Below are 13120 nucleotides of genomic sequence, written 5' to 3' on the forward strand. Positions count from 1 at the left end.
ATCTACTATCTACCGCAGTGCCGAGCAGACGCAAAATCGCCCCGGAGCACATGTTCCAGGGGGACTTTGCGTCTGCTCGCCGGCAGTTCTCGCGCCAGCACGGGCGCCAGCGGGTGCTACAGGCTCTGCAGGATCTCCCGGGCCAGCGCCGCCGTCTCCGACGGTGTCTTACCGACCTTGACCCCGGCCGCTTCCAGCGCTTCCTTCTTCGCCGACGCGGTACCCGAGGAACCGGACACGATCGCTCCCGCGTGACCCATCGTCTTGCCCTCCGGGGCGGTGAATCCCGCGACATAGCCGACGACCGGCTTGGTCACGTTGGCCTTGATGAAGTCGGCTGCCCGCTCCTCGGCGTCGCCGCCGATCTCACCGATCATCACGATGAGCTTGGTGTCGGGATCTTTCTCGAACGCCTCGATGGCGTCGATGTGGGTGGTGCCGATCACCGGGTCACCGCCGATGCCGATCGAGGTGGTGAAGCCGAAATCGCGCAGCTCGTACATCATCTGGTAGGTCAGCGTGCCCGACTTGGACACCAGCCCGACCGGCCCCGGCCCGGTGATGTTGGCCGGGGTGATGCCGACCAGCGACTGTCCGGGGCTGATGATGCCCGGGCAGTTCGGGCCGATGATGCGGGTCTTCTGACCCTTCGCGACGTTGTACGCCCACGCATAGGCGCTGTCCTGCACCGGGATTCCCTCGGTGATGACCACCAGCAGCGGGATCTCGGCGTCGATGGCCTCGGTGATCGCGTCCTTGGCGAACTTCGGCGGCACGAAGATGATCGAGACGTCCGCGCCGGTCTTCTCGATGGCCTCGACGACGGTGCCGAACACCGGCAGTTCGACGTCGTTGTCGTCGGCGTCCTTGTGCGCGACGGTGGTGCCGGCTTTACGGGCGTTGACGCCGCCGACGATCTGGGTACCCGCCTTGAGCATCCGCGCAGTGTGTGTGGTGGCCTCGGCTCCGGTGATGCCCTGGACGATGACCTTGTTGTCCTTGTTCAGGAAAATAGCCATGGGTCGGTTCTCCTCTGCTCAGGCGTTCGCCAGCTGGGCGGCTTTGTCAGCACCGGCGTCCATCGTCTCGGCCTGGATCACCAACGGGTGATTGGCCTCGGCCAGGATGCGCCGACCCTCCTCGACGTTGTTGCCGTCCAACCGCACCACCAGCGGCTTGTTGGCCTCGTCGCCCAGGATCTCCAGCGCCTTGACGATGCCGGTGGCCACCGCGTCGCAGGCGGTGATGCCGCCGAAGACGTTGACGAAAACGCTCTTGACTTCCGGGTCGCCCAGGATCACGTCCAGTCCGGCTGCCATCACCTCGGCCGAGGCGCCACCACCGATGTCCAGGAAGTTGGCCGGCTTGACGCCACCGTGCTTCTCCCCGGCGTAGGCAACGACATCCAGCGTCGACATCACCAGGCCGGCACCGTTACCGATGATCCCGACCTCGCCGCTGAGCTTGACGTAGTTGAGGTCGTGCTGCTTGGCCTTGAGCTCCAGCGGGTCGGTGGCCTCGCGGTCCTCGAACTCGGCGTGACCGGGTTGGCGGAAGTCGGCGTTGGCGTCCAGCGTCACCTTGCCGTCCAGCGCCAGGATCTTGTCGTCGGGAGTGCGTACCAGCGGGTTCACCTCTACCAGCGTCGCGTCCTCGCCCACGAACACGGCCCACAGCTTCTCGATCGTGACGGCCGCGGCGTCGAGCACCTCAGCGGGCAGGTGCCCCTGCTCGGCAATGGACCGCGCGAAGTCCCGGTCGACGCCCTTGACTGCGTCGACCGCCACCTTGGCGAGTCGGTCGGGCTTGGTCGCGGCGACCTCTTCGATCTCCATACCACCTTCCACCGAGCACATGGCCAGGTAGCTGCGGTTGGCCCGGTCGAGCAGGAAGGACAGGTAGTACTCCTCGGCGATGTCGCTGGCCTCGGCGACCAGCAACTTCTTCACGATGTGGCCTTTGATGTCCAGGCCGAGGATGTTCTTGGCGTGCTCGTAGGCCTCGTCCGGGGTGGCTGCGTACTTCACACCCCCGGCCTTGCCGCGGCCGCCGGTCTTGACCTGCGCTTTGACCATGACGGGCTTGCCGACTTCCTCGGCGATGGCGCGCGCGCCCTCGGCGGTGTCGGTCACCCGGCCTTGCGTACCGGGCACCCCGTGCTTGAGGAACAATTCCTTGGCTTGATACTCGAACAGATCCATGGGCGTCACTGCCTTTGCTCGGCTAACTTGCTAGTCCACTAGGGCGGCGGTGGCCCCAAATCGGCACCGCGCCCGGAGGAACTGTATCGACACCCGAAATGGTCTCCGCCGCCGCATCCACCGCTGTGGCGCAGGTCACCGAATGTATCCTCGCCCGAAACCGTGATCCAAGTCACAATTTCGACGGGATTCCATACCGAGGTTGCTAGTTTTACCCCTCAGCCGTTACCGTCTCATGGTCCAGATAACGTTATGGTCACGATCCGAGGACATCCCAGCTTTGTCCCAGCACCGAATTTCCCGCGCTGCCAGCGCAGTAGCGGCTCGCCCGTCCCGGGACCGCTGGCTGCGTCACCACCCCAACGAAGTCACCGAGATCATCCCGTTAGATGGCTTTGATGAACTCGACGACATGGAACTCGCCGATCTCGACGAGCTCGACTTCGGGGAATCCGAGTTCGACGTGTCAGAGCAGCTGCTGCACGCGCCCGAGCTCGACGATCTGGATGACACCGACGACCTGACGCCGCTGTGGCTGGCCGCTCCCGTCACCGAGGTGCTCGCCCGGGTCATCATCCCCGCGCCGGAGCCGGTCTCGGTCCGGTCGCTCACGACGGACGTCCCGTCGGTTCCGCGCCGGGGCGGCAGTCACCGCAAGCAGCCGACCAGCGCGGCCAAGGGTCGGCTACTGATCGGCGCGATGGCCGCCGGTGCGGCCGCTGCTGCCACGCACACCGCACTCACCCAATCCGAGACGCCCAACATCGAGACGGTGCTGACCGCGAATGCGTCGTCGATGTCCGGCGGGTCCGGGGCGACCGCGCCGCGGGGCGCCCAGGTGATCGCCGCTCAGCCCGGCAACGTCAGCGTGCACAACGAGGAATTCGCCCGCGGCGTGGCCTTCGCACAGGAACGCGCCCAGCGTGAGGCACGGCTGCAGCAGCCGCTCTACGTCATGCCGACCAAGGGAATCTTCACCTCCAATTTCGGCTACCGCTGGGGTGTATTGCACGCCGGCATCGACCTGGCCAATTCGATCGGCACCCCGATTTACGCGGTCTCCGACGGTGTCGTCATCGACGCCGGACCGACCGCGGGCTACGGCATGTGGGTCAAGCTGCTGCACGCCGACGGCACCGTCACCCTGTACGGCCACGTCAACACCACGTTGGTCAGCGTCGGGCAGCGGGTGATGGCGGGTGACCAGATCGCAACGATGGGCAACCGGGGGTTCTCCACCGGTCCGCACCTGCACTTCGAGGTTCACTTGAACGGCTCTGAGCGCATCGACCCGGTACCGTGGCTGGCCAAGCGCGGGCTGTCGGTCGGTAATTACGCCGGCTGACCGGTGAGCGCGCCGACCGACCCTGCCGGACGCGAACCTCCCGAACAGCCACGAACCCGGATCATTCGCCGCGCGCCCACCGAGCCGCTGCCGGTGGTGCCCGACTCAGCGCAGCCCACGCAGATCATCCGGCGTGCGCCATCCTCCGGTGCCGCCGCGGCCCCGGTGGACCCCATTGCCGCGCTGCCCGGTCTCCCGCAGCCCAGCCCCCGTACTGCGGTCGCGGCCGGCGCCGTGAGCATCGTCAGCGGATGGGCCACCTCGGTGGTGGCCACCGACCTGATCGCCGGCTGGTGGCGCACCGACCGGCTGTTCTGCATCGCGGTCGGGTTCCTTGCCCTGGTCTTTGCGATCACCACCGTCTCCGGGGTGATCGCGCTGCTGTTGCGCCGGCCGGTCGGGCGTCACCTGATCACGGCCGGAGCGGTGGTCGCGCTGCTCACTTACCTCGGCGTGTTCATCGCGGGCGCCCGGGTGGCGTGGTTGGTGCACGCGCTGCCGCTGCTGCCGGTCGCCAGCGCGGTCCTGGCGGCACTGCCGGAGACCAAACGGTGGACCGACTGAGCTTCAGCAGCGACAAACGTCTGGCCCGCCGGTGGCCACCGGCGGCAGCCGTCACCTGAATCCGGTCTGTTCCCCGGGGCGGGTCAGAGCTTGCCGATCGGGGCGTGGTTATGCATCAGTTTGACCCGCCCGGCACTGCCGAAATCGATCAACGACATCGCCGATTCGCCGGTGCCGGTCACCTCTTCGACCCGGCCCAGGCCGTACTTGTCGTGCGTCACTCGGTCGCCGGGCTCGAGCACGATGAGCGGGCGCTTGCTCGCACCCGAGCGGGTCGGCGCGGCACGCGGCGTGCCGAACCGGCCCGCACCGCTGACCGGCGCGCTGAACGACGGCTTAGGCGCGGTTCGTCGCCAGTCGATGAGCTGCTGGGGAATCTCGCGCAGGAAGCGCGATTCCGGATTGAGCATCGGCTGCCCCCAGGACGAGCGGACGATGGCCCTGCTCAGGTAGAGCCGCTGCCGGGCCCTGGTGATCCCGACGTAGGCCAGCCGGCGTTCCTCGGACAGCTCGCCCGGGTCATCCAGCGCCCGCATGTGCGGGAACATGCCGTCCTCCCAGCCCGTGACGAACACCACCGGGAACTCCAGCCCCTTGGCGGTGTGCAGCGTCATCAACGTGACCAGACCCGCGCCGTGCTCGGGAATCTCGTCAGTGTCGGCGACCAGGGAGACCCGTTCCAGAAAAGCCGCCAGGATTCCGGTGTCCGGCACGTCCTCGTCGTCGGTGTCGCCTTCGGCTGCCAGTGCCGCCGCGTTTGCCCGATCGATGCTGAATTCGTGTGCGACGCTGACGAGTTCGTTGAGGTTGTCCAACCTCGCGAGCTCCTGCGGATCGGTCGACGACTCCAGCTCGCGGCGGTACCCGGTGCGTTCGAGCACCGCCTCGACCAAGTCGCCGAGATCGTCGTCGAGGTGTCCCCGCAGCTCGTCGAGCAACTCCACGAAGCCGGCGATGCACTTCTCCGCGCGGCTGTTGAGCATCGGCACTTTGCCCGCGGCCGCCGCCTGCAGTGCGTCGGCGAAGCTCGCGCCGGTGTTCTCGGCGTACACCGCCACACACGCCTCGGCGCGGTCACCGATGCCGCGGCGCGGGGTGTTCAGGATGCGCCGCATGCTGACGGCATCGCCGGGATTGTCCAGTACCCGCAGGTAAGCGACGATGTCGCGAATCTCCTTGCGTTCGTAAAAACGAACTCCCCCAACGACTTTGTACGGAATCCCGGCGCGGATGAACACCTCTTCCAGGGATCGCGACGAGTTGTTGGTGCGGTAGAAGACCGCGACGTCGTTGTAGGTGATGTCGCCGCGGTCGGCCAATGCGTCGATTTCGTCGGCGACGAACCTGGCCTCGTCGTGCTCGTTGTCGGCGACGTAACCGACGATCAGTTCACCCTCGCCGGCGTCGGTCCACAGCCGCTTCTCGCGGCGCCCCGTGTTGCGGGCGATCACCGAGTTCGCCGCGGACAGGATGTTCTGCGTCGAGCGGTAATTCTGTTCCAGCAGAATCGTTCTCGCGTCCGGGTAGTCACGTTCGAAGTCTTCGATGTTGCGGATGGTGGCACCGCGGAACGCATAGATCGACTGGTCGGCATCCCCGACGACGCACAACTCCCCGGGTGGCACACCATCCTCGGTGTCGCGACCGACCAGTTCCCGCACCAACATGTACTGCGCGTGGTTGGTGTCCTGGTACTCGTCGACCAGAACGTGGCGGAACCGGCGTCGGTAGTACTGCGCGATGTCGGGGAATGTCTGCAGCACCGCGACGGTCTCGCCGATCAGGTCGTCGAAGTCCAAGGCGTTGGCCGCCCGCAGCCGGCGCTGATACTCCCCGAAAACCGATGCCACGGTGCGGGACAGGTCGTCGGACTCGTCGGTGAGGTTGGACACCGCCTGGTGCGGATCGATCAGCTCGTTTTTGAGGTTGGAGATGGCGTTGGCCAGCAGCCGGGGCGAATACCGCTTGATGTCCAGGCCCATGTCGCGGCCGATCATCTGCAGCAGCCGGCGGGAATCGTCGGCGTCGTAGATGGAGAAGTTGGAGTTGAGCCCGTCGATCAGCGATGCCTGGTTACGCAAGATCCGCACACACGACGAGTGGAACGTCGACACCCACATGTAGCGGGCCCGCGGACCGACCAGGTTGACCACACGTTCACGCATCTCGGCGGCCGCTTTGTTGGTGAACGTGATCGCCAGGATCTGACCGACGCTCACGCCGCGCTCAGCGACCAGGTAGGCGATGCGGCGGGTGAGCACCGCCGTCTTGCCCGAGCCGGCACCCGCGACGATCAGCAGCGGCGAGCCCTCATGGACCACCGCCTGGCGCTGTTGCTGATTGAGACCGTCGAGCAGTTGCTCGGCTTCGGATTTTGCGTCAGTCGCGTGCACACTCATGTCCGTCCAAACTTACCGCCGCTGCCCGACACCCACGCCCTTCCCGCCACTAATTACCGAGTTTTTGCGTGCGTGCGGCCATTGGTGGCACACTCGGTTGGTGCTCAACGTGCAGCCCCGATTTTTCTACGGGTACCCGTCAGCGGTGCCCGTGGCGTAGCTGCTTTCGCAGAGCCCCGTGGTCCGCTTCGGCGATCGGGGCTCGTCTTTCGTGTGAGGCCCGAACCGGATGAGACCAGACCCACCACCTCACGAAAATGCGGAGATAGCAGAAATGAACACCGAGACCATCGATACCGCAGAGCTCGATATCGACGAATTGCGCGAAGAGATCGACCGGCTCGACGCTGAGATCCTTGCCGCCGTCAAGAGACGCGCCGAGGTGTCCCAGGCGATCGGCAAAGCCCGGATGGCATCCGGCGGCACTCGGCTGGTGCACACCCGGGAGATGAAAGTCATCGAACGCTACAGCGAGTTGGGTCCGGAAGGAAAAGACCTCGCGATGCTGCTGCTGCGTCTGGGCCGGGGACGACTCGGCCACTAATCGGTTACTCCTGCCGTTACATTCGGCAGTTTGCTGATTTGCCCCGGTAAGCTCCGCCGGACATGGCTGCGTCGTCAAGAGCTGCACTTTCACCGTTACGTCGGCTGATGTCGCTATCAGCCGCAGCGTTGCTCGCCGTCACGGGTGGGTTCTCGGCCAGCACGGCGATCTGTTCCGCCTGGTCCCGCCAGGGTCAACCGATCGAGTACCTGATGGTCCCCTCGCCGTCGATGAATCGCCAAGTCAAGGTGGAGTACCAGGGCCGGGCAACCGGCGGGAGCTCGCACGCGGTGTATCTGCTCGACGGGATGCTGGCCCGCGACGACTTCAACGGGTGGGACATCCACCTGCCGGTATTCGAGTGGTTCGGCCAGTCCGGACTGTCGTTGGTGCTGCCGACCGGTGGCATGGCCAGCTTCTATTCCGACTGGTATCGGCCGGCAGTCGGCAACAAGGGCATGTGGACCTACAAGTGGGAGACATTCCTGACGCAGGAGCTGCCGGCCTGGTTGGCGACGAACAAGGGCACCAGCACGACCGGGAACGCCGTCGTGGGCGCCTCGATGAGCGGTTCCGCGGCATTGATCCTGGCGGCCGATCATCCGCAGAACTTCGCCTACGCCGCGTCGATGTCGGGTTTCCTCAATCTGTCCGCGGGTAACTGGCCCACCCTGCTCAGCGCGGTGCAGATGGGAGCAGCCGGCTTCCGATCCGACGCCATGTGGGGGCCCGCCGGTGACCCCGCGTGGGCCGATCACGACCCCACGGTCAACGCCGCCAAGCTGGCCGCCAACAACACCCGCATCTGGATCTACACCGGCAACGGTGGCGAGTCAGACCTCGGCACCAAGCTGGACGCCAGCCTGCTGGAAAGCGCTACCCGCATCAGCAACAAGGTCTTCGCGGCCCGCTACAAACTCAAGGGCGGCCACAACGGCGTATTCAATTTCCCCGCCAACGGCACGCACACCTGGCAGTACTGGGGAGAGCAGTTGCAGGCGATGCTGCCGGATCTGCAGCAGGTGCTGGGCAGCACGCCCGCACGCTGAGAGGTCTCTGGCTGCAGATCGCCGGATGAGTCTCGAGCCCTGACCGTCCCGGCACTAGGGTCGACTTATGACCTCCGCGCCATCAGACATCACCGCCACCCCGGCCTGGGACGCCCTGCGCAAGCACCATGATCAGATCGGAGAAACCCACTTACGGCAGTTCTTCGACGACGATCCGGACCGCGGTCGCGAGCTCACCCTGACGGTGGGAGACCTCTACATCGACTACAGCAAGCATCGGATCACCCGCGAGACGGTCGGACTGCTGATCGACCTCGCGCGCACAGCCAAGCTCGAGGAGCGCCGGGACGCCATGTTCGCCGGTGAGCGCATCAACACCTCGGAGGATCGGGCGGTGCTGCACACCGCGCTGCGGTTGCCGCGTAATGCCCACCTGATCGTCGGGGACCAGAACGTGGTCAGGGATGTCCACGAAGTGCTGGACGCGATGGGCGACTTCACCGACCGGCTGCGTACCGGGGACTGGAAAGGTGCCACCGGCGAGCGGATCCGCACCGTGGTCAACATCGGCATCGGCGGTTCCGACCTGGGCCCGGTGATGGTGTACCAGGCACTGCGCCACTACGCCGACGCGGGCATCTCGGCCCGCTTCGTCTCCAACGTGGATCCCGCCGACCTGGTCGGTGTACTGGCCGACTTAGACCCTGCCACAACACTTTTCATCGTCGCGTCGAAGACCTTTTCCACTCTCGAGACGCTGACCAACGCGACGGCGGCCCGCCGCTGGCTCACCGACAAACTCGGGGATGCCGCGGTGGCAAAGCATTTCGTGGCCGTGTCCACCAACAAGCGTCTCGTCGACGAATTCGGGATCAACACCGACAACATGTTCGGTTTCTGGGACTGGGTGGGTGGCCGCTACTCGGTGGATTCCGCAATCGGGTTGTCGGTGATGGCGGTGATCGGCCGAGAAGCGTTCGCGGACTTCCTGTCCGGATTTCACATCGTCGACGAACATTTCCGGACGGCACCGCTGGACGCCAATGCGCCTGCGCTGCTTGGGCTTATCGGGCTGTGGTACAACAACTTCTTCGGCGCCCAGTCGCGGGTGGTACTGCCCTACGCCGACGATCTGGCGCGGTTCGCGGCCTATCTGCAGCAGCTGACCATGGAGTCGAACGGCAAGTCGACGCGCGCCGACGGCACTCCGGTCACCACCGACACCGGCGAAATCTATTGGGGCGAGCCGGGAACCAACGGCCAGCACGCGTTCTACCAGTTGCTGCACCAGGGCACCCGACTCATACCTGCCGACTTCATCGGCTTCAGTCAGCCCCTCGACGACCTGCCGACAGCAGAAGGCGACGGCAGCATGCACGATCTGTTGATGAGCAACTTCTTCGCCCAGACCCAGGTCCTGGCATTCGGCAAGACGGCCGAGGAGATCGCTCAGGAGGGCGCCCCGGCCGAGGTGGTGCCGCACAAGGTGATGCCCGGCAACCGGCCGTCGACCTCGATCCTGGGCACCCGGTTGACACCGTCGGTGCTGGGCCAGCTGATCGCGCTCTACGAGCACCAAGTCTTCACCGAGGGTGTCATCTGGGGCATCGATTCCTTCGACCAGTGGGGTGTGGAACTGGGTAAGACGCAGGCCAAGGCGCTGATCCCGGTACTCACCAGCAACGAATCCCCGGCCAAGCAGTCGGACAGCTCCACCGACGCGTTGGTGCGCCGCTACCGCGCCGAGCGGGGCCGCGCGGAATAGCGATTCGCCTGCTGTTGCGCCGAGTGTGCATCCCACGACGCGACACGCCGCTCAGGTGTCGTGGATTGCACAGTGGGCCTCAGAAGGGTCAGGCGAAGCGCTTGGTCAGCGGTGGTGGCATCACCCGCAGCAGCTGGACCAGCGGTGCCCACGGCCAGCGCGGCACCACGGCGCGGCCCGGCTCGCGTTCGATGGCGGCGACGAGTGCCTTGACGCCGGTTTCGTTGTCCACCATCAACATTGTGCTGTTGGATTTGGCCGTCATCTCCGACTCGATGTAGCCCGGCTCGATGGAGGTCACCCTGATGGGACCTTTGGCGTACTCGGCGCGCAGCGACTCGCCCAGCGACGTCAGCCCAGCCTTGCTGGCGCAGTAGGCGGCTTTGACGCCCGGCACACCGCGGTTGCCCAGCACCGAGGAGATGAGCACCAGGTGACCGGATCCGCTCTTGTTGAAGATCTCCAGCGCGGTCTCGATCTGCACCAGCGCGGCGATCAAATTGGTCTCCAGCGTCGCCTTGTTCGCCCACACCTTGCCCGAGCCCAGCTTGGCGCCCTTGCCGATACCGGCATTGACGATTACCCGGTCGATACCGCCCAGCGCGTCGCTGAGTTCGGCGAACACCTTCGGCACCTGTTCGTGGTCGTTGACATCCAGCGCCGCCAGCGCGATCTTGACCGACGGATACTGCTGCGACAGTTCGGCTTTCAATTCCTCGAGCCGGTCGGTGCGGCGGGCACACAAGGCCAGGTCGCGGCCTTTGGCGGCGAAGGCGCGGGCCATGCCGGCGCCCAGGCCGGAGCTGGCTCCGGTGATCAGGATTCTCTGGCGAGTCACCCGGGCAGCATATCGGGGCTATTTGAGCAGCCGGGACATGCGCCGGTCGGCCAGCACTTTGCCGCCGGTCTGACAGGTCGCACAGTATTGAAAAGACTTGTCCGCGAACGACACTTCGCGCACGGTGTCGCCGCAGACCGGGCAGGGCAGTCCGGTGCGGGCGTGTACCCGCAGCCCAGAGCGCTTCTCTCCTTTGAGCATGGCAGCGCCCTGCCCGACGGACCGGCTCACCGCGTCGGTGAGGACGGAAATCATCGCGTCGTGCAGGACGGTGAGCTGCTCGTCGGACAGTTTCGCCGCGGTCGCGAACGGTGAGATCCGCGCGACGTGCAGGATCTCGTCGCTGTAGGCGTTGCCGATGCCGGCGATCACCTTCTGGTCGGTGATGACGGTCTTGATCCGCCCGGTGTTGCCGGCCAGGATGCGGGCCAGGTCATCGGGGCCGAGTTCGAGCGCATCGGGTCCGAGTGCGGCGATCTGCGGCACCTGCCGGGGATCGTTGACCAGCCAGACCGCGAGCCGTTTCTGGGTGCCGGCTTCGGTGAGGTCGAAGCCTGGCGCCGTACCGGGGGTGCCCAGATGCACCCGCAGCGCGATCGGCCCCTTGCCCGGCCGTAACGGAGCCGCGGCCAATTTGTCCGACCAGCGCAGCCAGCCGGCCCGCGACAAATGCGTGATCAGCCAGAGGTCGCCGGCCTGCAGGCCCAGGTACTTGCCCCACCGGCCGGCGGTGACGACGGCGCGGCCGTGCAGCGCGTTGACGGGCGGATCGAAGGTCTTGAGCACACTCAGCGCGGCGACGTCGACCCGGCCGACGGTCAAGCCGACGGCATGCCGGCGCAGATGATCAGCCAGCGCTTCGATCTCGGGGAGTTCGGGCACCGGTCCAGTGTGCCCCTACAGGGGCGCGCCCGGTGTTCCGGCGGTCCCCGAAATCAAACCCATATTGCCGCCGGCAGCCGGCGGGTTGCCGTGACCGCCACGGCCGCCGTTGCCGTACAAGCTGGCGTTGCCACCCTGGCCGCCGCTGCCGTTGGCGCCGGTGTTGCCGATATACGTCGTGCCATTCACCGTTCGCTGGCCCGGGACCCCTCCCTTGCCGCCATCGCCGCCATCGCCGCCGTTGCCGATCAACCCCGACGCCCCACCCGCGGCTCCGGAGCCGGCGAGGCCACCATTGCCGGGCACGGGAGTGATGGCGGCGCCGCCCGGGTTGCCCCCTTGTCCACCGCCTCCACCGAATCCGCCGGCACCGCCGTCGCCGAGGAAGTAGCCACCCCGGCCGCCAAGTCCGCCGTTGCCACCGGCACCGCCGTCGCCTCCGTCGTAAGACGTCGCACCGACACTGACACCGGCCGCACCGAGGCCCCCATTACCGCCGGCACCTCCCCTGCCAAACAACCCGGCGTTGCCTCCGGCTCCGGCCCTCAGACCGGCCGATCCACCATTGGCACCGTCAACTGCCGGAATCCCGCTGGTGTTGGCGCCGCCACCAGCACCGCTGTCCCCGCCTCGACCGCCGTTGCCGGATAGCCATCCGCTTTGACCACCGTCGCCGCCCAGGCCGCCGGTCCCGCCGGTGCCCGCCACCGCGGAAGGACTGTGACTTGTGGCGCCGGTTGCCTGCCCGCCGGCACCGCCGGCCGCCCCGCGGCCACCGTCACCGAAGAACAAGCCACCGCGACCACCGGCCCCACCGTTGCCGCCGACGCCGCCGTTGGCTCCAGATCCCCCACTGCCGCTGCTGAATTCAGTCGCGTTTCCCCCGACGCCGCCGAGTCCGCCGCTGCCGCCGTTGCCCCACAGCCAACCGCCGGCACCTCCGACGCCACCGTTGCCACCGGCCAGGCCCGCCGAACCCGCAGTGGCACCGTTGGCACCCGCTCCACCGGCTCCGCCTGACCCGCCGTTGCCGAAGAAGCCAGCTGAGCCGCCGTTGCCACCGCTTTGGCCGGCCGCGCCGATCGCACCGTTCCCGCCGTTGCCCCAGAGGATGCCGCCGTCCTGACCGTTGGCTCCGGGGGTGGCGCCGTTGGCGCCATTGCCGATCAGCGGACGGTTCAGCAACGCCATCGTGGGCGCGTTGACAGCGCCGAGCACTTCCTGCTCCGCGGTCTGCAACACATTGGCCGCCTCAGCGGCCGCGTACTGCGCCGCACCACCGCTCATCAACTGGACAAACTGCTGGTGAAACTGCGCCGCCTGGGCACTCAGGGCCTGGTAAGCCTGGGCGTGGGCACCGAACATCGCGGCGATGGCCACCGACACCTCGTCCGCGCCGGCGGCGAGCACGCTCGACGTGGGGAACGCGGCAGCCAGATTCGCCTGGCTGATTGTCGATCCCACACCGGCCAGATCGGACGCGGCTGCCGCGACCAGTTCCGTGGCAGCGTTCACAAACGACACAAGCGGACCTCCTCAACCGATCCGCATGCTACGGCGATCAAGGATGAT

Annotated in this window: 11 protein-coding genes and 1 pseudogene; 5 read left to right on the forward strand and 7 right to left on the reverse strand. The window is 66.7% G+C overall.

Features of this window, described 5'->3' with window-relative positions; all coding sequences use genetic code 11:
- Positions 1–116 precede the first annotated feature (116 nt).
- Both sucD and sucC read right to left on the reverse strand, forming a co-directional pair.
- Positions 117–1019, reverse strand: a complete 903-nt coding sequence (gene sucD, locus AC5Y3Z_RS12750) for a succinate--CoA ligase subunit alpha (RefSeq protein ID WP_463827390.1) — start codon at positions 1017–1019, stop codon at positions 117–119.
- Positions 1020–1037: 18 nt separating this feature from the next.
- Entirely contained in the window at positions 1038–2201 is a 1164-nt protein-coding gene (sucC, locus tag AC5Y3Z_RS12755) for an ADP-forming succinate--CoA ligase subunit beta (RefSeq protein ID WP_463827389.1), read from the reverse strand.
- A 235-nt stretch (positions 2202–2436) separates the two neighbouring features.
- On the opposite strand from sucC, the gene AC5Y3Z_RS12760 reads away from it, so the two are divergent.
- Positions 2437–3546, forward strand: a complete 1110-nt coding sequence (locus AC5Y3Z_RS12760; protein WP_473139696.1) for a M23 family metallopeptidase — start codon at positions 2437–2439, stop codon at positions 3544–3546.
- Between the two features lie 3 nt (positions 3547–3549).
- Entirely contained in the window at positions 3550–4110 is a 561-nt protein-coding gene (locus AC5Y3Z_RS12765; protein WP_463827388.1) for a hypothetical protein, read from the forward strand.
- Positions 4111–4193: 83 nt separating this feature from the next.
- Here AC5Y3Z_RS12765 and pcrA read toward each other — a convergent pair whose 3' ends face one another.
- A complete protein-coding gene (gene pcrA, locus AC5Y3Z_RS12770; RefSeq protein ID WP_463827387.1) occupies positions 4194–6509 on the reverse strand; it encodes a DNA helicase PcrA in 2316 nt (771 codons plus the stop codon).
- A gap of 229 nt (positions 6510–6738) precedes the next feature.
- Here pcrA and AC5Y3Z_RS12775 point away from each other — a divergent pair, with 229 nt between their 5' ends.
- The 3 genes from AC5Y3Z_RS12775 to pgi all read left to right on the forward strand — a co-directional run bounded on the left by AC5Y3Z_RS12775 (position 6739) and on the right by pgi (position 9828).
- Entirely contained in the window at positions 6739–7053 is a 315-nt protein-coding gene (locus tag AC5Y3Z_RS12775) for a chorismate mutase (RefSeq protein ID WP_463827386.1), read from the forward strand.
- Between the two features lie 107 nt (positions 7054–7160).
- The gene (locus tag AC5Y3Z_RS12780; protein ID WP_463827385.1) at positions 7161–8102 is read left to right on the forward strand and encodes an esterase family protein; all 942 of its coding nucleotides are present in this window, start codon (positions 7161–7163) and stop codon (positions 8100–8102) included.
- Between the two features lie 67 nt (positions 8103–8169).
- Positions 8170–9828 (forward strand): glucose-6-phosphate isomerase, encoded by a 1659-nt coding sequence (pgi, locus tag AC5Y3Z_RS12785; protein ID WP_463827384.1) that lies wholly within the window; start codon positions 8170–8172, stop codon positions 9826–9828.
- An 88-nt stretch (positions 9829–9916) separates the two neighbouring features.
- On the opposite strand, the gene AC5Y3Z_RS12790 is transcribed toward pgi, so the two are convergent.
- The 4 genes and pseudogenes from AC5Y3Z_RS12790 to AC5Y3Z_RS12805 form a co-directional block, all read right to left on the reverse strand.
- Positions 9917–10666 (reverse strand): SDR family oxidoreductase, encoded by a 750-nt coding sequence (locus AC5Y3Z_RS12790; protein WP_463827383.1) that lies wholly within the window; start codon positions 10664–10666, stop codon positions 9917–9919.
- Between the two features lie 18 nt (positions 10667–10684).
- On the reverse strand, positions 10685–11152 hold the full coding sequence (locus AC5Y3Z_RS12795; protein ID WP_463827510.1) for a zinc finger domain-containing protein: 468 nt from the start codon (positions 11150–11152) through the stop codon (positions 10685–10687).
- Positions 11153–11305: 153 nt separating this feature from the next.
- Positions 11306–11548, reverse strand: a pseudogene (locus AC5Y3Z_RS12800) (DNA-formamidopyrimidine glycosylase family protein); the annotation flags it as partial.
- A gap of 15 nt (positions 11549–11563) precedes the next feature.
- Positions 11564–13072 carry a PE family protein gene (locus tag AC5Y3Z_RS12805; RefSeq protein WP_463827382.1) on the reverse strand — a complete coding sequence of 503 codons (1509 nt, stop codon included), beginning with the start codon at positions 13070–13072 and terminating at the stop codon, positions 11564–11566.
- Positions 13073–13120: the final 48 nt, after the last annotated feature.

The organism is Mycobacterium sp. NGS61 (assembly GCF_059812325.1).

What these genes read in the sequence shown, in the direction of transcription:
- pgi (WP_463827384.1), top strand. Translation starts at nt 8,170, where the DNA reads ATGACCTCCGCGCCATCAGACATCACCGCCACCCCGGCCTGGGACGCC.
- AC5Y3Z_RS12775 (WP_463827386.1), top strand. Translation starts at nt 6,739, where the DNA reads ATGAGACCAGACCCACCACCTCACGAAAATGCGGAGATAGCAGAAATG.
- AC5Y3Z_RS12780 (WP_463827385.1), top strand. Translation starts at nt 7,161, where the DNA reads ATGTCGCTATCAGCCGCAGCGTTGCTCGCCGTCACGGGTGGGTTCTCG.
- AC5Y3Z_RS12760 (WP_473139696.1), top strand. Translation starts at nt 2,437, where the DNA reads ATGGTCCAGATAACGTTATGGTCACGATCCGAGGACATCCCAGCTTTG.
- pcrA (WP_463827387.1), bottom strand. Translation starts at nt 6,509, where the DNA reads ATGAGTGTGCACGCGACTGACGCAAAATCCGAAGCCGAGCAACTGCTC.
- sucC (WP_463827389.1), bottom strand. Translation starts at nt 2,201, where the DNA reads ATGGATCTGTTCGAGTATCAAGCCAAGGAATTGTTCCTCAAGCACGGG.
- sucD (WP_463827390.1), bottom strand. Translation starts at nt 1,019, where the DNA reads ATGGCTATTTTCCTGAACAAGGACAACAAGGTCATCGTCCAGGGCATC.